This window comes from Hyphomicrobium sp. 01T421 (genome assembly GCF_056398805.1).
Genome location: NZ_JBFTQC010000003.1, coordinates 89,807 through 109,702 on the forward strand (window position 1 = coordinate 89,807; position 19,896 = coordinate 109,702).

Here is a 19,896-nt window from a genome sequence, read left to right on the forward strand (position 1 = left end):
TTTTGTTGCTCCGCCTGCAACGACCGACGCCGACGCTCGGCGAGCTGGTCTGACGAGGGGTGCAGATGCAGGTCATCAAAATTCGGTTTGACCGGCGCCGGCTCAGGGAATTGAGCAGCGACTGGATCCGCAATCAACTTGGCGCCGGCACCGGATCGCGAACAGCCCGACGATAGTCGGTCGGGCTCATGTGCCGATGCTTGACGAATACCCGGGCGAGTACCTGGTTGGACGAGTATCCGACCTTTTGGGCGATCTCTGTGACGGGAAGGTCCGTCATCTCGAGAAGCTCGCAAGCTCTCTCCACTCTCAGTCGCGTCAGGTAGACCCGTGGCGGCACGCCGAGGCTTTGTTTGAACATGCGTGCGAAATGAAAGGGTGAGAGCCGTGCCTCCGCTGCCAGTTCGTCGAGGCTGATGTCTTCAGAAAGCCTCGCCCGCAGCAGCTCCAGACTGCGCCGCTCTGCCCACGGAGCAAGGCCACCCTTGGCCGGAACGATCGATGCTCCGCCCAACCTGCACAGCTCGGCCAGGATCTCGCAGCCTGCAGCCCGCGCCAGCAGCCGCGACGGCGCACCCTCTTCTTCTTCACACAGAGCCCACAGTTTCCGGAGCGCTGATCGGATCGCCGGCGACTGAAATGAACCTTTGTAGAGTCGCAAGGATTCCAATGAGAGCCGGCCATCGGCGGCTCCGTCGAGCATGTTCTGCCACTGCGCCACCGGGAACGACAAGGCGCGAATCTGATGGCTGGTGTCGACGGTAGATGTAAGGGCGAAGTCTGGCGCAGCGAGATAGAAATCGCCTTTTTCGCTCGTCACATCGACATACCCCCCTCCCGTGTTGCCGCGAAGACGGCTGCCACCGAGCAGGTCCTGATACAGGACAACATCCGGCAAGGCAGGGCGGTGCATATCCCCGGCCGGTCGCGCCATTTCAAGGAGATCGAGGATTGTGCCCGGGGATTTCCATGTACGCAGATAGGACGCCTGTCGGCCCTCGCAGTACCATCGGGTGAACGACGAATTAGCAGGCGCGGTCATTGCTGTGTATCCTATGAAATGGCTTCTCAAGTCTATTGAAGTCACCGCGGGGCAAGGCCACGCACAAAGTGAAGCGAGGTGGCTTCCCAACCTCTACTGCCTCGCTCTGCATCAAATGTAGTTCAGCGCCTTGATCCTCGTTGTGCGTGAACAAACCGTGCTTTCGAGGAAGGGAGCGATCAGAGCGGCCACCTCTTTCGCATGCGTCTTCAGCGCAAAATGCCCTGTATCCAGCAGATGAATCTGCGCATCCGGCAGATCACGCTTATAGGCAGCCGCTCCTGCAGGCACAAAGGCAGGGTCATGCGGACCCCCAACGGCCAGAAGCGGCGGGCGGTGTTTGCGAAAATACGCCTGGAAGTCGGGATAGCGCGCGACATTTGTGCGGTAGTCGAGAATCAGGTCGAGCTGTATGTCCTCGGCTCCAGGACGGGAGATATAGGCGATGTCCAGTTCGTATCCGTCTGGCGACAACAGGCTCGGATCGGCTCCAGTGCCATACTGCCAGTTTCGGATCGTATCCGGCGCAAGCGAGGCTCTGCACGCCTCCCGATTGGCTGCGCTGGGCTCCCGCCAATACGCTTCCCACGGCCCCCATTCATCGGCGTTGCCATTCTGGGAGATGATCGCGGGCACCTTTTCGGGATGGCGCATCGCCAGACGCAGTCCGACCGGTGCTCCATAATCGAAGACGTAAAGCGCATATCGCTCCAACGAGAGGGCTGCGGTAAAGCCTTCGATCACGTCTGCAAGATTGTCGAAGGTGTAGTCGTAAGCCCCGCGCGGCGGCGCTTTGGTTTGCCCAAAACCGGGAAGATCCGGCGCAATCAGTCGAAAACGATCAGAAAGAAGCGGGATCAGGTCACGAAACATGTGGCTTGCGGTTGGAAAACCATGCAGCAGAAGAAGAACCGGCGCGTCGCGCGGCCCTGCCTCCCGGTAGAAAACCTCCACTTCGCCAATTGTTTGAAATCCGTATCGGATCGTCACAATGCAACCCTTTCATCCTTTCCGGAAAGGTAGTGCCTTCCTCACTTCGGCATAATGGGCACAGGCTGTAAGATAGAATTTCAGAACAGGAGACAATCATGGACCGGCTGGAAGCGATGTCGATATTCCTCGCCGTCGTCGACGAGGGGTCGCTGGCCGGCGCCGCACGCCGTCTTGGCTGCTCCCCTGCTTCGGTGACGCGAGCCGTTGCGCGTCTGGAATCGATTTCTGGCGAACGCCTGCTGGATCGGACGACCAGACAGGTCGCCGTCAGTGAGACCGGTGCGCGTCACGCTGCGATCTACAGGACCATGCTCGCTGAACTCGCGCAGCTTGATGCACGGTCGCGGGATGACGCCGTCAGCGGCACCGTCGTCGTGACCGCACCAGAATTGTTCGGGCGTCAGAATGTGATGCCGGTTGTCGAGAGCTTCCTCGCAGCATTTCCGCAAACGGAAGTGCGCTCGCTTTTCCTCAACCGCATGGTCGATTTTGTAGGAGAGGGGGTGGATGTTGCGGTCCGTATGGCTCCGCTGCCGGACTCGTCACTGACCGCCGTGAAAATTGGCGAAGTGCGAAGATTGACCTGCGCGGCCCCGCGCTATCTGGACAAGCGTGCGCCACCGGAACAGCCACAGGACCTGTTGAACCATTTATGCGTCGGGTTGAATGATGCCGGGGCTCAGGAACTCTGGCGTTATCGCGAGCGTCCGACCGGACGCCGCCTCAAATCTGTAAGGGTTGCGTGCCGACTGACGACGAACAGTGCAGGCGCGGCGATCGATGCAGCTGTGCGAGGTCTGGGAATTGTCAGGCCTCTTTCATATCAGGTCGAAAAGCTGATCGTGCAGGGTCTCCTCGTCCCGCTCCTCGAGGCCTACCAACCGGAGCCGGTACCGGTACACTTGGTGTTCCGCCCGCTTGGCAGGGCCAATAGCGTCGCGGTCCGCGCGTTCATAGACCACGCGATTCCCCGGTTGCGCGACACATTCATGCAGTCGCGCGTGGCGTCCCCGCAGCTCGCTGCACTCGCCGACGCCTAGTCGCGGCGATTCAGAAGCCCGCGGCAACAGCACGATATCAGGCAGGGAGCCGCAAGATCGGCACCATCGCCGCAGCTTCCGCAACGCATGGCACGAAAACCTTCTCTAGGGTTTGGCCACCATTGAGGCGTCGCCATAACGCGATGACTTGCCGAGCGTCATCACTCCCGTTCGCGGGATAGTTCGACAGGTTCTGATGCGCGTGGTCTGCGCGCTGGCGGCCATGCCAACGCGCTTGATGCCGACGCGGCAGTGAGACGACGCCGACCGGGCTCGTCCTGATTTTCCATACAGGAACTATTCCATGTCCAGCAAACTCGACCTGCTTACTCCTCAGAACAGCCAGATGATCTTCGTCGACCAGCAGCCGCAGATGGCTTTCGGTGTGCAGTCGATCGACCGCCAGCTTCTGAAGAACAATGTTGTGGGGCTTGCCAAGGCTGCCAAAGCGTTCGGCATTCCTACAACCATCACCACGGTGGAGACGCTTGCCTTCTCTGGTTATTCCTTCCCGGAATTGCTGGAGGTTTTCCCGGACAACAAGCTGCTGGAACGCAGCTCGATGAATTCGTGGGACGACCAGAACGTGCGCGATGCGCTGGCCAAACATGCCGCGCAAGGTCGAAAGAAGGTCGTCGTCTCCGGTTTGTGGACCGAGGTCTGCAATCTGACCTTTGCGCTCTCCTGCATGAAGGACACTGACTACGAGATCTACATGGTGGCCGATGCTTCGGGGGGCACCTCCGTCGAGGCGCATGACTATGCGATGGACCGCATGGTTCAGGTCGGCGTGGTGCCGGTGACCTGGCAGCAGGTTCTGCTGGAATGGCAGCGGGACTGGAGCCGCAGGGAAACCTATGACGCCACGCTCGCCATCGTGAGAGAGCATTCGGGCGCATACGGCATCGGTGTCGATTACGCCTACACGATGGTTCACAAAGCGCCCGAGCGTTCGGCGCATGGCGCAATCGTCGGCCCGAATCCGGCCGTCTAGGCCCGTCGCATGGCGGCCCGGCATGACCGGGCCGCTGGTGGCCACTCAACCATCCAACGGAGGCTGCGATGACTGAAAAATCTGCCGCGCGGATTTCCTACGAAGACCGGGGACACAAGGGGCGTTTCGTCGCCCGTGTCGACGGTGTGGAGGGTGAAGGCGAACTGACCATCTCTACGGTTTCGGATGTGCTAGTCATCGCCGATCACACACACGTTCCTGACGCGCTGCGCGGCATGCGGGCTGCTTCGGCGCTGGTCGAAGCTTTGATCGCGGATGCGCGTGGCAAGGGTTATCGCATCGTGCCGTTGTGCCCCTTCGTGCGTGCGCAATCGCTCAAGCATCCCGAATGGTCCGATGTCATTCAGCATTGAGGCCAGCGACTCGCTCTCGATTGCAGTGCTGTTCCTGGCGCATCTCGGGCTTTGCGCCGCCTACATTCAAGGCGGGCTCGTCAAGCTGTTCGATTTTCCCGGTGCCGTTGCCGAGATGATTCATTTCCGGCTGGCACCGCCCGCTTTGTTTGCTGTTCTGGTGATCGCGCTGGAGCTTATCGCCTCGGCGATGGTGTTGACCGGCTATCTGCGCTGGCTTGGTGCGCTGGGGCTGGCCGGCTTCACCCTGTTGTCCACCCTGATCGCATTGCGGTTCTGGGAGCGGCCGGCGGGCAAAGCCCGGCACGCGGATGCGAACGCCTTTTTTGAACATCTCGGTCTGGCCGGCGGATTTCTGATTGTCGCCTGGCTGGATCTCGTCCGGTTGCCGGTCCGCGATCTGTGACGACAACAAATTCAGTGCCTGCAAGGAGCACAGCAATGTCCGGAAACGATCTCGTCATCGTCAATGCCAAAGTCACGACACTCGACCGGCAGAACCCTGTGGCCGAAGCGGCAGCGATCCGCGACGGCAGGTTCATTGCAGTTGGCTCCGAGGCCGAGGCGCGTTTCGCTGTGCCCGATGCGACCGTGATCGATGCAAAGGGGCGCCGCCTAATCCCCGGTCTGATCGACAGCCACACCCATGTGATCCGCGGCGGACTGAACTACAATATGGAGCTGCGCTGGGATGGCGTGCCTTCGCTGTTCGAGGCGATGGCGATGCTGAAGCGGCAGGTGGACCGCACGCCCGCTCCGCAATGGGTGCGCGTCGTCGGCGGTTTCACCGAACTTCAGTTCGCCGAAAAGCGTCTTCCGACGCTGGACGAACTGAATGCCATAGCGCCGGATACGCCGGTCTTCATCCTGCACCTTTATGATCAGGCGCTGCTAAACGCAGCCGCGCTTCGTGTGGTCGGTTACACGAAGGACACGCCGAATCCGCCGGGCGGCGAAATCATGCGCGATGCCGGCGGTAACCCCACGGGTCTGCTGCTGGCCCAGCCCAACGCCACGATCCTCTATTCGACGCTGGCGAAAGGCCCGAAACTCGACCCCGATTATCAGATCAACTCCACGCGGCATTTCATGCGCGAGTTGAACAGCCTTGGCGTCACCTCGGTCATCGATGCAGGCGGCGGTTTCCAGAATTACCCGGACGACTACGCCATCATCGAGACGCTGCATGCCGAAGGGCAGATGACGATTCGGGTCAGCTATAACCTCTTCCCCCAGAAGCCGAAGGATGAATTGTCCGATTTTGCTTCCTGGGCAAAGCAGGTCAGCCCCGGCCAGGGCGACGACACCTATCGCCATAATGGCGCGGGCGAGATGCTGGTCTATTCCGCCGCCGATTTCGAAGACTTCCGAGTGAAACGCCCGGAAATGCCGCTTGATATGGAGGCTGACCTCGAACCTGTCATTCGCCTTCTGGCCGAACACCGCTGGCCGTGGCGTCTGCACGCCACCTATGACGAGACGATCTCGCGTGCGCTCGATGTCTACGAAAAGGTGAACCGGGACATTCCCCTGCAGGGCATCAACTGGTTCTTCGATCATGCCGAGACGATCAGCGATCGCTCGATCGACCGGATCGCCGCGCTTGGCGGCGGGATCGCCGTTCAGCACCGGATGATGTTTCAGGGCGAGTATTTCATCGAACGCTACGGCGCCAAGGCTGCGGAAAATACCCCGCCGATCCGGCGGATGCTGGAAGCAGGTGTGCCGGTTGGCGCGGGCACCGATGCCACGCGCGTCGCGAGTTACAATCCGTGGGTTTCCCTGTCCTGGCTGGTAACCTCGCAGACTCTGGGCGGCACGCGGCTTTATCCGGTGGCGAACCGACTCGATCGGGAAACTGCGCTGCGGCTGTGGACCGAGGCGAATACCTGGTTCTCAAGTGAGCAGGGCAAGAAGGGCCAGATCAAGACCGGACAGCTCGCTGACTTCGCCGTTCTGTCGGACGATTACTTCACCGTGCCCGAGGCAGAGATCGTGCATCTGCGCTCGGTTCTGACGGTACTGGGTGGCAAGGTCGTGCATGGCGAGGGTGATTACGGACCGCTCGCTCCCGCATTGCCTGCACCGATGCCCGACTGGTCGCCTGTTGCGACATTCGGTGGCTATTACCGGACGCCCGAGACGCAGGCGAAGCTGGCGTCGAACTGCGGGTGTTCGCAAGGCTGCGCCGTGCATGGTCACGACCATGCCGCACCACTTGGTGCGAATGTGCCCTTTGCGGATGTCCGCAGTTTCTGGGGCGCCTTTGGCTGCGGCTGCTGGGCGGTGTAGCACCATGCGCAAATTTTCGTATCCGGCGATGAGCGGCGAAGGCGCGCCTCAGTCACCTTCAGACGATATAGACGGAGCGAATCCTGTTTTTCTCCGGAAAGAAGTTGCGATGTCTCTCCAAAATAAAGCGGCCGCTCAAGGCCCGCTGGATTACCCCGTCTTCCGGGCCCTCTGGATTGCCACGGTCATCTCGAATATCGGCACGTGGATGCATGATGTCGGCGCGGCGTGGCTGATGACCTCGCTGTCACCCAGCCCGCTGTTTGTGGCGCTGGTGCAGGCGGCAACCACGCTGCCGATGTTCCTGCTGGCGCTGCCCGCCGGAGCGATGGCCGATATTGTGGACCGGCGCAAAATGCTTTTGGCGGCGCAGATCCTCGGTCTTGTTGCCGCGGCTGTTCTCGCCGTTCTGACCTTGCAAGACCTGACCACGCCGTGGGTTCTGCTCGCAGCAACCTTTGTGCTAGGCGTCGCGGCGGCGCTGACCGCGCCGGTGTTCCAGGCCATCGTCCCGGAATTGGTGGACAAGCCCGCTCTCCCCGATGCTGTTGCGCTGAACAGTCTCGGCGTGAACATTTCGCGTGCCATCGGCCCGGCGGTTGGCGGGGTGATCGTGGCGATGGCCGGCATTCCTGCTGTGTTCTGGATCAACGCTTTGTCCGTGCTCGCCGTGCTGGTCGTGCTTTTCAAATGGAGACGCGCGGCGACCGCTCACAGCCTGCCGCCCGAACATTTCTTCGGCGCGCTCCGGGCCGGCTATCGCTATGTGCGGCATTCGGATGCGATGCGGCTGGTTCTGGTCCGCACGCTGGGCTTCTTTCTGTTCGGCAGCGCGCTCTGGGCGATGCTGCCGCTGGTCGGACGGCGTGAGCTTGGTCTGGATGCTGCGGGCTATGGCGCGCTTCTCGGCTGCATGGGCGCGGGTGCTGTCGTCGGAGCTTTGCTGCTGAAGCGACTGCGCAAGATTGTGGCCGCCAATACGACGTCGATCTGGGCGACGCTGCTGTTTGCCGGCGCGACGCTCGCACTGGCGCTGGCGCCGAATGTGTGGTTCGCGGGAGCGGTGATGTTTGTTGCCGGCCTCGCCTGGATCGGCATGCTGACCTCGCTCAATGTCGCCGCACAGATGGCCTCGCCGGGATGGGTCAAGGCTCGCGCGCTCGCGGTTTATCTCGTGGTGTTTCAGGGCGCGATGACAGGCGGCAGCATTCTGTGGGGAACGCTTGCGAGCCGCTCCAGTGTGACCGACGCGCTGACGGTGGCCGCTGCCGGCCTGACGCTGACCATCCTGCTGGCGCTTCGCTGGCGGTTGCCGAAAGATGCGGCCATCGATCTCGCGCCATCCAACCATTGGGTCGAGCCTGTGGTGTCGGTCCCGCTCGCCGGTGACCGTGGCCCGGTCCTGGTCGAGATCGAATATCGCATCGTGCCCGAGCGACAGGCCGAATTCATCGCCATATTGCGTCGCTTCCGTTCGGTCCGTCAGCGCGATGGCGCGATCCGCTGGGATATCTGGGAGGACGTGGCCGAACCGGGCCGCGTCGTCGAAGGCTTTGTCGTCGAAAGCTGGGTCGAGCATCAGCGTCAGCATGCGCGCGTGACGCATACGGATGCGCTGGATCAGGACCTGCTGAATTCATTCCACATCGGTGACCATCCGCCCGTCGTCCGCCACCTGCTGCGGCCGCTGTGAACCTAGTTAGTCGAAGGAGAGCACCATGAGCTGGAACCCTGCGCAAAATCCCGATTGTCCTGAAGCGGTCGGACTCGACGCGATCGAAACGCTGATCATCCCGCGGACCCGCGATCTCGGCGGGTTCGAGGTGCGCCGCGCTCTGCCTGCGCCGGAGCGGCAGATGGTCGGCCCCTTCATCTTCTTTGACCAGATGGGACCGGCGGAATTTCTGACCGGCGGCGGCATCGATGTGCGCCCGCATCCGCATATCGGCCTTGCCACCGTCACTTATCTTTACGAGGGCGCGTTTCATCACCGCGACAGCACCGGCGCCGACCAGATGGTCTATCCGGGCGAGGTGAACTGGATGATCGCCGGCAATGGCGTCACTCATTCCGAACGCACCAGCGAGGACATGCGCCGCAGGCCCGGCACCGCTTTCGGGATCCAGACCTGGGTGGCGCTGCCGGATCACGCGGAAGACGTCACGGCGAGCTTCGAGCATCACGGCCGCGAGGCGCTGCCCTTTCTCGAAGACGAAGGCAAGCAGGTGCGTCTGATCCTCGGCTCGGCCTGGGGTGCATCGGCGCCAGTCAGGACATTCACCGAAATGTTCTACGCCGATGTGGTTCTGGCCGCAGGCGCAAAGCTGCCGCTGCCGGACGATCACGAGGATCGCGGCGTCTATGTCGTTGAGGGAAGCATTCTCGCCACCGGCACCAGCTTCGCTGCAGGGCAGATGATGGTGTTCCGCCCCGGCGACCGGATCAGCCTGACCGCCGGCGCAACCGGTGCGCGGCTGATGGTGCTCGGTGGCGAGACGTTGAATGGGCCACGCTACATTTCGTGGAATTTCGTCGCGTCGTCGCAGGAGAAGATCGACGCCGCAAAAGAGGCCTGGCGCAAGGGCGACTGGGAGCATGGCCGCTTCCGCCTGCCTCCCGGCGATGATGCGGAATTCATTCCGCTGCCCGACTAGTTGAAACAATCGGAGCGCCCCATCGCGCGACGCCGAAGCAGATGATCGGTCTCTGCTTCCATCACTCTGACCAGAGGAATGAGACATGACGAAACGCGAGGCCATCTATTCCGCCAACAGGCACACGCTTTACGAAGAGCATGGCTACTCCGCCGCGATCCGGTCAGGCGATCTGCTGTTTGTATCGGGGCAAGTCGGAAGCCGTGGCGATGGCACACCCGAGCCCGATTTCGAACGTCAGGTACAGCTGGCTTTCGACAATCTCAAGGGCACGCTCGACGCTGCAGGTTGCACGTTCGACGATGTCGTCGACGTCCCGACATTCCACACCGATCCGGAAAACCAGTTCGCAGATGTCATGGCAGTCAGGCAAAGGAATTTGACCCAGACGCCGCCCGCAAACTGGACAGCCGTCGGGGTGAACTGGCTTGCCGGTTTCGATTTCGAGATCAAGGTCATCGCGCGCATACCAGAGAGCAAGTAAGTCCTGATGCTCTCCGCGTTTCTCAAATTGCGGCAGACTGACCAGAAAAGCCATAGTTGGATCACCGCGCTCTAAAAGGGACAAAGCGTTGATGCCGGTATATTGCGTGGGGCGCGCAGCGTTCCTCCGGATGACGGGATGCCTTTTCGCTGCGGCCATTCCCTGTGGTTGGAGGATCCGAAAGTGACTGATGCTGCCGCTATGGCAGGGGCGGACCCCGATGGTCGGCTTAACGACGACCTCGACGCCAGCATCTGCAAGTGCGCTGCGAATTTTACGAACGGCGATCGGTTCGCGAAAACCGCCATGGGCAATAACTTCTTGGCGTTCCCAATATTGGATCGAACGGCGGTGCAAACCTGATGCGTTCGCGAGGTCTTGCTGCGTCCAACCCAGAAGAGCCCGCGCGGCAGCAATTTGATATCCAGATTGAATCAACTTAGTCTCCCTTCAATCGGTTTGCGCCTTACGCTGCAGCGCTGGGCCGGCAATTCGCGATGATCGGCCTCCTTCACCGCGACGACAATCTCTGTCGCCCCAAGGTCTGTACGGTGCATGTGAGTGACATCCGGGTCGCGGCCCGTTATGAGGGGGGTGCAAGCTCGAGTTTGGCAAAATCTTGTCCCCAAATGCGAAATGGCTGCTTGCCATAGTTGAAGCTAACGATGACGCGCTCGTTGCGTTCGTCGATTTCTTCAACAATTCCTCTCAGGCCACCGATCGCGTGGTCGATTACCGCTGCACCTACTGGGAACTTGGAAAGCAACTTCTTTCTCTGTCGCTTCAACTCAGCTTGTCGCTCTCGCCGCCTGTGCCACAGCGAAGCAATCTCATCGCGCTTGCCATCAAACGCCGCTTCGGGAATTTCGTTGAAGCGCTCGTCCGAGATCTTCTCGAACACCGTCAAAAGGATTTCGGTCCCAGGCTTTTCGCGCTTGCGCATGTCATCGTAGGCATCCGCGATAGCTGGCCGGAGAAATTCTTCGATCATCGCTCGCGTTATCCAGCAGCCGGTCACATAGGGGGGTGGCCCGAACGGATCGATCTCCGAGTCCTTGCCCCCGAAGACTTCCAGCTGTTCAACAAGATCGAGGCTGCCCCACTCCTCGCCCTCGACGAAATACCGCAGCACCCGGCTGCCCCAGAGTTTGCGGACGCGCACGCACTCTTGATACAAATCCTGTGCAGTTGGCGGGAATGGGTTTCTCGGGTTGAATCTCCTCATACGCTTGAGCACATATTCGACGACCGAGATTTCGAAGCCCATGAGCACCTCGGCGCAGATCTGAATCTTGCGCGTTTCATCGTCGTCAGAGGCCTTCTTGCCGGCATCGAACGCGATGAAGAGGTCGGTGATGCCGCCCATGATTGCAGGCGGCATGTTGGTTCGCGAGAGCACGTCACCACCAAGGGCTACGCCTGGGCTGGAGCGCGTCGAGAGATTGGTTGCGTGAATGGGGACGATTGCTTTTGACATGATCAGCCCCCCAACGTTTCGAACGCACGCCGCGCGAGTTGGAACTTGCTGACCGGACCGCCGCGATGCGGGGAGGATGAAGCCGCAGGTCGCTCCTGCGGTGTCACCTTGCGAGTGATTTCGCCTTCCATCGCTTTGCGGAACAGCCCGAGCATGCTGGCGCCGCCATTTGTGCCGGTCGCTCGGGTGCAGCGCAGGATGTTGAGCGCAACCAAGGCCGCGGCTTGGATATGCCCGTAGTCGGCCTCGGTATGGTTCCTGCGGCAAGCTTCGACCGCGTCGAGCATGATGCGATCGCACCGTGCGCGGTCGATCTCGTCGAAAGGCGGCGATGCGCCAGGTTTGTGACCCCAGCTGTTGTAAAGCTGATGCAACTCTTCAAGCTGATCGTTCGAAAATGTGTCGTGCGCCCTCGCGTCGACAGACTCACTTACATAGGGTTCATCCGTATAGGGTTCCTGGAGACTCGATTTGATGCAGTCAGGACGACCTGATTTGATGCAGTCAGCTTCCGATTGCATATCTGATGATGCACTCAGATCACTTGCTGACTGCATCGTGCGTGATGCAGTCAGGGATTTCACGGCGTCCGAAATCATCGCCTCAATGTCGGACGGCCGGGTCGTCTTCAGACCATAGTGCGTGAGTGCGCGTCCGCCACCGACCGGAGCAAGGCGCTCGCTGAAGATGTAACCGAGCGCCTTGAGTTTCGTGATTGCCCGCCGGACTGAAATTTCGGATACGTTGGCTACCTCCGCGAGCGAGGAATAGCTGGGCCAAGCGCGCTTGATCTTGCTGTTCATAAAATAGCTGATCGCGGCGAGCACGCGGATATCGCCAAGTGTCAAGCGACGGTCCAGCGCGGCCTTATAAACCGCCAAAGTTCTGACAAACCTGAATCCGGTTTCGTCGTTCGCTACGTCGTCGGCGGTAGGCAATACACGCCATGATTTCTCAACCATTGCTCCCCTTTCTTTCGGTCGAGATGGCGCCGCGACTCTTGCGGATCAACGCGAAAACAGATATTTTTTCGCCATCGTTAAAGCCTGATTTTCTCGGCCGCTCGGGTTGCCCCCCGAAGCGGTCGTTTTTTTTATGCGCGTTGCCGACTGTCCGGCTCCTCCGGCGGCAGAGCCGAAAATCAAAGCCTCATCCTGAGACGCTTCCAAGACGCGCGTCCCGGAAGCGTCCCACTTCCGTCTTGAGACGCCCACGTCTGACAAGTTTGTAGACGTAGGGCCGCTTCCCCACCTGATTTCTTGCGCCAGATCGAGTTCGCTTGATGCCTGCAATCTTCAACTGACGGAAGAACTGGCCGCGGCTGAGCGGCTCGTCGTTTGGCCCGGCGTATTCGGCGAAATAGGAGAACGAATAGTCCTCCCATACGGCGTCCGCGCTAAACCATCGCTTTTTGGGGTTCTCGCGCATTACGGCCGCGACGAACGCGAATGCGCTCGGATCAAAGCGGTCAAGGGCTGGAACTGACAATCGCAGCACGTTTAGTGCCCTTCATCTGAGTGTTTCACGGGTAAGGGAGGCGCAACGGCGGGAGTTCGGAAAGAAAGCGCTGACGTTCGGAAGCAGGGATCAACGTCCTGCGCCCAAGCTTGACAGCCCGAATGCGACCAATCGCGATGTTTTCGTAGATTACGTCGCGACAAACGCCGTGAATCTTGGCAAATTCGTCGATGGAGTATGCGGCCCGGTCGTCTGAGCTCGGCTCCTTCGCCGATTCGCTGCGATGATTGTCCATAGTCCCCTCTGTCGATCTACTTCGGTCGACAGAAACAGTGATGCAGTTCTGCGTATGCTGCTACGACAAGAACCTTGGTTTTTTCCAGGGGTTCTTGTCCAGTTCCGCGATAGCCAACGACCGTCTTTCCCATGGGTCACATGGTAGAGTCCGATTTTAGAGGCGTTTTGACCAACTCTCCTGAAATGACAAAACCGGCCAGATAGAAGCGCAGCGTTTCCCCGCCATTTATCGCTCAGCTCGTCCATATATCGATCTAGAGCGCCCACCCGGCGCTGCGCGCGCCACGCATCAACGTTGGTATGATTTATATCCCGTGACGCTGACCTTACCAATTCGGCGACTCTTTTTTTCCTACCACGTAAAATTCTATCGATGGCCGCCGCGCCGCTCAAAGATTCGTTGACATCAGGTTCGACAATCCACGAGGGCAAAAACCCACTCGGCAGATACGGCGCAAGCGAACGTAAGATTCCGGCGAAATTGCCTGTTCCGTCGTTTTTATTGAAGTGAAGCTGGCCACCAAGCACAAGAATGTCGACTGACAAAGAAACAATAAAGAGATCGAGAGGTTCGCGCTTCGATAGTCGCGAGGGCTGGCCGCCCTTAGAATTTTTCCTCGGCGATCGGGAAGCTCGACTGACTTGTTCTATTTGACGAGTTAAGTCTTTAAATCGCGATAAGTTCGCTGCTTTTTCTGGTTCGCTTTGAAAAGCGCTGTCACTATAGACGCGGTTGCTCAATCTACAATTACCGTCGTGGCTCAGATCAGCAAGCGCTTGCGTGAGTTTGGCGGCAGATCTAGTAACGACATCGAGTTCGCGCTCGATTACTTGCTCAAGTTGCAGTTTTTGAGGCCACGTCGTGTAATCGCGCCAAGCCCAGGCGACCATTCTTTGGATGCTTATTGAAAACTTCTCAAAGGCGTCAGCGGGAATGCTTGCCAGGCTCGCTACTTCAGTGACGCAACTGGCCGGGATCTCGGGTGGATATGGGGGCTCGGCCATTTTAGGTGTGGAGTCCACTGATAGGTCGTACCTCGCTGACCAAAATTCTACTGCTCGTGTCCCTACCCGCCGAACGGTGCCTGAGGCGCAAATGCCATCTCATTTTCTTTTACACGGCCCGTTTTTGTTTGAATTGCATCGACGCTGACAGACGTCAATCGAAGTACAGCGGCTCAATTGGCGGAAGAGTGACAATCGGAGTTCGGACACTACGCGAAGAGTTTGTGTTCCGATCGCTCCCGGCTCAAGAGGTTTGTGGATCGATTTGTGGAATGGAGATCAAGAGTCGAAAATTATATAATAAAAATAATAACTAGCGGAGGACTCCGTCTCCGCCATGTCCCATTGAATTATCACTGCAAATTTCCTTTAGCCTTCGAAACCGCCGGCGCTACCCAGCGTCGACGGCATTTGCGTATTAGCCTACTGCTTTCTGACGTCCCGCCTCGGTTCGCACGCTGTGCTCGAAGTTCTTCCTGCATCGCAAACAGTTGGCCGCGTTTGGTGCGGGCGACGATGTCGGCCAAAACATCGGCTTGGCACGGTTTTGGGCCTCCTGAATCGTTCAGCGAACTGTTCGGACGGGATAACATCACGATGTCGGCTAGGGGGCGTTGCTCGACCAGCTGAGCCTGCCTTAGCTAGACGGCGTTCTGCTGATGCTACCAACCGTCACGAAAACCCTGCGCCGTGTTCCGGACGGCCATCCGGTCGTTACTGACTTGAAACGCCTCGCTATCGAATGGTGTAATGCGGGAGCGGTCGTTTCGCCCGATCAATGAAGTGGCGGGCTGGAGACGTAAGGCAAGGTCGCTTAGCCGATCCGGAACCAGCACATGCTCGATCATAGGCCGCATCTCGTGCTGGCGTTGCCAGGCGGCGATTAGCACCGGCACCGAACCGGAGGAGGTCAAGCGTATCTTGAAACGTGGTGATACGAGTATCCTTGACTATGATCACAATTTTCAGTGCGGCTTCTCGTCTTTTGAAGGATGTACCCCCGCTCGTCCTTGCGCGGAGAGATGCGCGACAGGCAGATGCCAGCCGTGTCTGATCGCCATGAAGCGAAGGCCGAAGCACAAGGCCCCTCCGACCAACGCTGAGACGCCATAAGGAAGAGCGAGCGTATCGGCGATGACGACGATGGCAGCGCCGGCCAGTGCTGCAACGGCGTATAGATCGGAACGCAGCACATGCGGAATCTCCGCGAGGAGAACGTCGCGCGTCATGCCGCCGCCAATTGCGGTTAACATGCCCAGAAGAGCTGCCATTACCGGGCTCAATCCGAACTCGATAGCCTTTTGCGCACCCGCGACTGCGAAGAACGATAGTCCGGCCGCGTCGAATAAAAGCACGGGGCTGCGCAGCCTGCCGACGCCGGCATACGAGAAGAAGGTGATCAGCCCAGCCATGACCGAGACCAGCAAATATCGACCATCGGTCAGCGCGGCAGGCGGCACCGCGCCGATCAGTAAATCGCGGCCAATCCCACCAAAATTTCCGGCCACGAAGGACAGGACGAGGATACCGAAAATGTCGAGCCGTCGATTGACGGCGGCAACCGCCCCGCTGATGGCAAAAACAAAGGTACCCCCCAAGTCAAGAACATGCAGGAAAGTTTCAATGGTGATCATGACAGCTCCGCTAACGCGAGCTCAGTTTGGCGATCAAAGCACGAAGCGACATCGGGACAAACTCCGATAAGTAAGCTTCCACACAACACGCTCCTCGCCCGGAAGCCTTCGACCCAAAAGGAACATCAGGTCGTGCCAAGCCAGGCCAGCGCGCCGACGACCAGCGCCTCGACGCCAGTCTCCATGGTGGGGTGCAGGACCGGCGCGAATTGCGGGCTGTGATTGACCGGCAGTTCATTCAGTTTACCCGCCGCCTTGGCCTCGGCATACATCTTGGAATCAGTGCCGCCCACGAACCAGAATACCGAAGGTTCATGCCATGCGGTTCCGAAGCAGCCGAAATCCTCGCTGGCTGGCGCGGGCCCCGTGTGTATTACTCGGTCGGGAGAAAAATAGCCGCGAAAAGCGTCGGCTATGCGGTTGCTCGCGCTCTTGTCGTTCATATTCAACGGATAGCTGTCGAGCGGCGTGATTTCCGGTTTACGCGGCGCAGCCGAGGCTTCGGCCTCGGCATTGACGATCCGTTGTATCGCAGCAAGTACATGCTTTCGCACGCCAGCATCGAATGTCCGCACATTGAGCTTGATGATGGCGTCGTCGGGAATGACGTTTTCCTTGGTCCCGGCTTGCAGCACGCCGACCGTGATCACCGCCGCGTCCGTTGCGGCAACTTCGCGGGAAACAATGGTCTGGAGCCGCAGGACGACGGATGCCGCCATGACGACGGGATCAATGCTGGCCTGCGGCATCGAACCATGCGCACCACGGCCGAACAGACGGATTTGCAGGCTGTCCGCGGCGGAAGTGATTGGCCCGGCGCTGCCGGCGACAGTGCCGGCCGGACCGACCATGACGTGCTGGCCAAGCACCACATCCGGTTTGGGAAAGCGTTCGAGCAGACCGTCATCGATCATGGCCTGAGCGCCTTGCGCAGTTTCCTCTCCGGGCTGGAAGACGACCATCAATGTGCCCTTCCAAGCCTCGCGCGCCTGCGAAAGCAACGTCGCTGCACCGACCAGCCAGGCGACGTGCATGTCGTGGCCGCACATATGCCCTACCGGGACGGTTATCCCCTCGGCGTCCGTCGCCGTGACCTTGCTGGCATAGGGAAGGCCGGTTTGTTCGGCGATCGGCAGCGCGTCCATGTCGGCGCGCAGCATCACGGTCGGTCCCTTGCCGTTGCGGAGCAATCCCACGACACCCGTCTTGCCCACCTCCGTCGTCACTTCGTAACCGGCTTTCCTGAGCCTGTCGGCGGCGATGGCCGCCGTTCGCGTCTCGTGCATCGACAATTCGGGATGCGCGTGAATACCTTCATAGAGCGTTTCAAGATCGGGAAGCAGTTGGCCGAGGTTCGTTAGGACGGCGGATGCATTACTGGAGGAGGTATGCTCAGCCATGATCATCTCCTGTTGATGCCTGCGTGCCAGTAATTAGCCGACCGGGAAGCGCTGGCGGCTGTCATCTGGCTATTGGAACTCATCGAACGGCGACCGCGATCTACCATCAAATATGGCTCGGACCCTCGCTCCCGGCAATGACACGCGCCGTCGAGTCGATGCCGCGGACCGGAAAAGAAAGTCCCAATCAAGATCGGGCTCCGACCTGAATCTTGAAAGCCCGGCAAAGTCCGCTATGACAAAGTGGGGAGGAGTGCGCCAATAGGGTTGATTGGCAGATGCGCCTCAGCAGCCGCTCGTGCCTGCAACCAATCATTCTCTTGGCGCGTTTCCTCGCTTCGGTTCGCGCGGTGCCTTTATCTGCCGGCATTTTTCGGAGCAGCAAAATTGGGCTTTGAGATCGAGCGCAAATTCTTCGTAACTAGCGAAAAATGGCGTGACCTGGAGACCGGCAGCCAGAGGCTGCGTGACGGATTGCTGGCGCGGTTCGATGGTGGAAAGGTCCGGATACGAGTTGCCGAAGACAGGGCGACGATCACCATCAAGAGTTCACGGACTGGCGTCCGCCGCTCGGAATACGAATACGATATTCCCCATGCCGACGCCGAGCAGATCTTGATCACGCTTTGCGTGGGGCGACTGATGGAAAAAACACGCCATTTTGTTCCTCATGACGGTCTGACGTGGATGGTTGATGTCTATGGGGGCGCGCACGACGGTTTGATAATCGCCGAGGTCGAACTGGAGCGAGAACATCAGACTTTCCATCTGCCAAGCTGGGTTGGCAAAGAGGTGACTGACGATCCTCGCTTCAAGAAAGGCAATCTGCAAAGCAATCCCTTGCCGAACGTAGACTGAAAATCACCCAACCCCTACGCCAAGGCGGTCGCGCACAACACGTGGCGCTAGTGACTACGGCCTGTTCGATGATAGGGCCAGTGTTAGTGCAGCTGCCGCTCATCGATGAACAATAGTCGCGCTAAGGCTTTATCAACCTACTTTTTATGAACCAAAAGCATATTGCGAATGCGCAACAAAATCCGACGATCTAGCAACTTAAGGGACTCTTGAGGCGTGTGCTCAATCTCGCGGATAAAGAACAGCAGTCTTGTTGTGTCTGCAGGCATAGCGCGGCAATGCTCCCATAACCGACGTTCGCACGCCATCATGGCATAACGGAAGGTGTGCAAAGATGAGTTTTTTGATCCTTTGCGGCGACCACTTACTTTTGAAGCGTAAGGTGCTGTTACGCACCGCATTTCCCGCACTGTCTAAGTGGCGGGCGTCAAACGGCTTGATCGAGGCTCTCAACGCTCATGGACGCAGTTGTTAACGAGTTGAGCGGCGGGATGACGTCCGTTAGGCTGATGTTCTGCTTTCGATGCGCGATCAAATAGTGAACCCAATATGGAAGCGCCTCGCCGTTGACTGCAATCTAAACCGGCCTGTCGCATCGACCTTTGAAAAAGCCGGCTTTCGGCTGCCAGAGGTTGATCACTGCTACCTTAGCGGCGTGCCGCGCTCGGTCGGGTATCTTTGCAAGGGAGTCGCGGTGTCGACAGGCTGACGTTCAATTCGCACAAGCAACGCAACGAAGGTCCGTGGCCTGCCCCTCATCGCGGTGCCACGGTCTAAGTTAGAACCCGGCCGTCATTGGTCAGCGTCCGGGTTAGCCGGACTGTAGCGTATGGCAGACCGGATGCTGACGACAAGATCACTTCTGGAGCCGGCGGCCGAACGAACTTGATGCCCCTTTCAGCTCTTCTTCTCTCGAGGCGGTCGCGGTCCTAATCGTTCGGCCAGAAAATCTATAGTTGCGCGAACCTTGACGGGAGGATTCCGGTTAGGAGGATAGACGGCATAAACTCCACCAAGTTCGATAGGCCCATGATCTAGTTTCAGCGCCACCAAACGTTTGGCCTCGATCTCGCGGGCTACGAGGAACATCGGCTGGTAGATGATACCCTGTCCTGCGATGGCGGCAGCTACCAGGACATCGCCATTGTTCGCCCGGAGGCAGCCCTTGATCGCGACAACGGTTTTGCCATCCGGGCCGAATGACCACCGGTCCGCGCCTACTAGGCGCGAAAGCGTGTATCCAAGGCAATTGTGATTTTTCAGGTCATTGATGGTCCGCGGCCGACCGTGCTTTTTGAGATAGGACGGCGCGGCACATACCACTGTCCGGCATGTCGCGAGGCGCCGGGCTATCATCGACGAATCCGCAAGCGATCCAATGCGGATGGTAAGATCCCATCCTTCCTCGACAAGATCCACCTGGCGGTCGTTCAGGCCGAGATCGACCGCCAAGGCCGGATGGCGGGCTGCCAGCTCGGGAAGCAAGGGCGCAATCTCTCGTATTCCGAATGAGACGGGGGCATTCAGCCGCAGGGTACCTTGCACCTGCATGGCGTCGAGCGAGGCTAACGCATCGGCTTCATCGATCTCTGCCAGGATACGCTCCACCCGTTCGAGATAGTTGCGTCCGGCCTCCGTCGGCGACACGCGCCGCGTAGTCCTTTGCAACAATGTGACGCCAAGTTTCTCCTCCAGGGACGCGACGTGCTTGGTAGCCATGGTTTGGGACATACCGAGGACGCGAGCCGCTGCCGACAGGCTCCCAAGGGAGGCGACGCGAGCAAAAACCTTCATTCCTGTGACGCGATCGAGCATTTGGCCTCACACTAGCGGTATGAAATGATATCTTGCCCAGGCGAATGATCAAACCGGTTTTCCAGCGTATCCTTAGGTT

19 protein-coding genes and 1 pseudogene are annotated in these 19,896 nt (G+C 59.3%); 9 read left to right on the forward strand and 11 right to left on the reverse strand.

Annotated elements, in window-relative coordinates; all coding sequences use genetic code 11:
- Nucleotides 1-133: 133 nt before the first annotated feature.
- Both AC1DK3_RS17395 and AC1DK3_RS17400 read right to left on the reverse strand, forming a co-directional pair.
- Entirely contained in the window at nucleotides 134-1,042 is a 909-nt protein-coding gene (locus AC1DK3_RS17395) for a helix-turn-helix domain-containing protein (RefSeq protein ID WP_477193515.1), read from the reverse strand.
- Nucleotides 1,043-1,153: 111 nt separating this feature from the next.
- Nucleotides 1,154-2,032, reverse strand: a complete 879-nt coding sequence (locus AC1DK3_RS17400; protein ID WP_477193516.1) for an alpha/beta fold hydrolase — start codon at nucleotides 2,030-2,032, stop codon at nucleotides 1,154-1,156.
- Between the two features lie 98 nt (nucleotides 2,033-2,130).
- Between AC1DK3_RS17400 and AC1DK3_RS17405 the strand changes: the two genes are divergently transcribed.
- The 8 genes from AC1DK3_RS17405 (at nucleotide 2,131) to AC1DK3_RS17440 (ending at nucleotide 9,873) form a co-directional block, all read left to right on the forward strand.
- Complete coding sequence (locus AC1DK3_RS17405; RefSeq protein ID WP_477193517.1) at nucleotides 2,131-3,075, forward strand: LysR family transcriptional regulator; 945 nt, start codon at nucleotides 2,131-2,133, stop codon at nucleotides 3,073-3,075.
- A gap of 304 nt (nucleotides 3,076-3,379) precedes the next feature.
- Nucleotides 3,380-4,069 carry a hydrolase gene (locus AC1DK3_RS17410; protein ID WP_477193518.1) on the forward strand — a complete coding sequence of 230 codons (690 nt, stop codon included), beginning with the start codon at nucleotides 3,380-3,382 and terminating at the stop codon, nucleotides 4,067-4,069.
- A 68-nt stretch (nucleotides 4,070-4,137) separates the two neighbouring features.
- Nucleotides 4,138-4,443: a GNAT family N-acetyltransferase gene (locus AC1DK3_RS17415; RefSeq protein ID WP_477193519.1), complete on the forward strand. Its 306-nt coding sequence runs from the start codon at nucleotides 4,138-4,140 to the stop codon at nucleotides 4,441-4,443.
- Nucleotides 4,427-4,849 carry a DoxX family protein gene (locus tag AC1DK3_RS17420; protein WP_477193520.1) on the forward strand — a complete coding sequence of 141 codons (423 nt, stop codon included), beginning with the start codon at nucleotides 4,427-4,429 and terminating at the stop codon, nucleotides 4,847-4,849. The genes AC1DK3_RS17415 and AC1DK3_RS17420 overlap by 17 nt, the downstream gene beginning before the upstream one ends.
- 35 nt (nucleotides 4,850-4,884) lie before the next feature.
- On the forward strand, nucleotides 4,885-6,735 hold the full coding sequence (locus AC1DK3_RS17425; RefSeq protein WP_477193521.1) for an amidohydrolase: 1,851 nt from the start codon (nucleotides 4,885-4,887) through the stop codon (nucleotides 6,733-6,735).
- A 4-nt stretch (nucleotides 6,736-6,739) separates the two neighbouring features.
- The gene (locus tag AC1DK3_RS17430) at nucleotides 6,740-8,428 is read left to right on the forward strand and encodes an MFS transporter (RefSeq protein ID WP_477193522.1); all 1,689 of its coding nucleotides are present in this window, start codon (nucleotides 6,740-6,742) and stop codon (nucleotides 8,426-8,428) included.
- A gap of 25 nt (nucleotides 8,429-8,453) precedes the next feature.
- Nucleotides 8,454-9,389, forward strand: a complete 936-nt coding sequence (locus tag AC1DK3_RS17435) for a pirin family protein (RefSeq protein WP_477193523.1) — start codon at nucleotides 8,454-8,456, stop codon at nucleotides 9,387-9,389.
- Nucleotides 9,390-9,474: 85 nt separating this feature from the next.
- Entirely contained in the window at nucleotides 9,475-9,873 is a 399-nt protein-coding gene (locus AC1DK3_RS17440; RefSeq protein ID WP_477193524.1) for a RidA family protein, read from the forward strand.
- A gap of 333 nt (nucleotides 9,874-10,206) precedes the next feature.
- Here the strand turns inward: AC1DK3_RS17440 and AC1DK3_RS17445 are convergent.
- From AC1DK3_RS17445 to AC1DK3_RS17480, 8 genes and pseudogenes are all read right to left on the reverse strand, one after another.
- Nucleotides 10,207-10,311 (reverse strand): annotated as a pseudogene (locus AC1DK3_RS17445) (helix-turn-helix domain-containing protein); the annotation flags it as partial.
- Nucleotides 10,312-10,456: 145 nt separating this feature from the next.
- A complete protein-coding gene (locus AC1DK3_RS17450; protein WP_477193525.1) occupies nucleotides 10,457-11,239 on the reverse strand; it encodes a hypothetical protein in 783 nt (260 codons plus the stop codon).
- 113 nt (nucleotides 11,240-11,352) lie between these two features.
- Entirely contained in the window at nucleotides 11,353-12,312 is a 960-nt protein-coding gene (locus AC1DK3_RS17455) for a helix-turn-helix domain-containing protein (RefSeq protein ID WP_477193526.1), read from the reverse strand.
- A gap of 187 nt (nucleotides 12,313-12,499) precedes the next feature.
- The gene (locus AC1DK3_RS17460; protein ID WP_477193527.1) at nucleotides 12,500-12,847 is read right to left on the reverse strand and encodes a hypothetical protein; all 348 of its coding nucleotides are present in this window, start codon (nucleotides 12,845-12,847) and stop codon (nucleotides 12,500-12,502) included.
- A 25-nt stretch (nucleotides 12,848-12,872) separates the two neighbouring features.
- A complete protein-coding gene (locus AC1DK3_RS17465) occupies nucleotides 12,873-13,103 on the reverse strand; it encodes a helix-turn-helix domain-containing protein (protein WP_477193528.1) in 231 nt (76 codons plus the stop codon).
- Entirely contained in the window at nucleotides 12,998-14,110 is a 1,113-nt protein-coding gene (locus AC1DK3_RS17470) for a hypothetical protein (protein ID WP_477193764.1), read from the reverse strand. The genes AC1DK3_RS17465 and AC1DK3_RS17470 overlap by 106 nt, the downstream gene beginning before the upstream one ends.
- Nucleotides 14,111-15,075: 965 nt before the next feature.
- Nucleotides 15,076-15,744 carry a trimeric intracellular cation channel family protein gene (locus AC1DK3_RS17475; RefSeq protein ID WP_477193529.1) on the reverse strand — a complete coding sequence of 223 codons (669 nt, stop codon included), beginning with the start codon at nucleotides 15,742-15,744 and terminating at the stop codon, nucleotides 15,076-15,078.
- Between the two features lie 125 nt (nucleotides 15,745-15,869).
- Nucleotides 15,870-17,144: a M20 family metallopeptidase gene (locus AC1DK3_RS17480; RefSeq protein WP_477193530.1), complete on the reverse strand. Its 1,275-nt coding sequence runs from the start codon at nucleotides 17,142-17,144 to the stop codon at nucleotides 15,870-15,872.
- A gap of 387 nt (nucleotides 17,145-17,531) precedes the next feature.
- Between AC1DK3_RS17480 and AC1DK3_RS17485 the strand changes: the two genes are divergently transcribed.
- Nucleotides 17,532-18,002, forward strand: a complete 471-nt coding sequence (locus tag AC1DK3_RS17485; protein WP_477193531.1) for a CYTH domain-containing protein — start codon at nucleotides 17,532-17,534, stop codon at nucleotides 18,000-18,002.
- Nucleotides 18,003-18,899: 897 nt separating this feature from the next.
- On the opposite strand, the gene AC1DK3_RS17490 is transcribed toward AC1DK3_RS17485, so the two are convergent.
- Entirely contained in the window at nucleotides 18,900-19,817 is a 918-nt protein-coding gene (locus AC1DK3_RS17490; RefSeq protein WP_477193532.1) for a LysR family transcriptional regulator, read from the reverse strand.
- Nucleotides 19,818-19,896 lie beyond the last annotated feature (79 nt).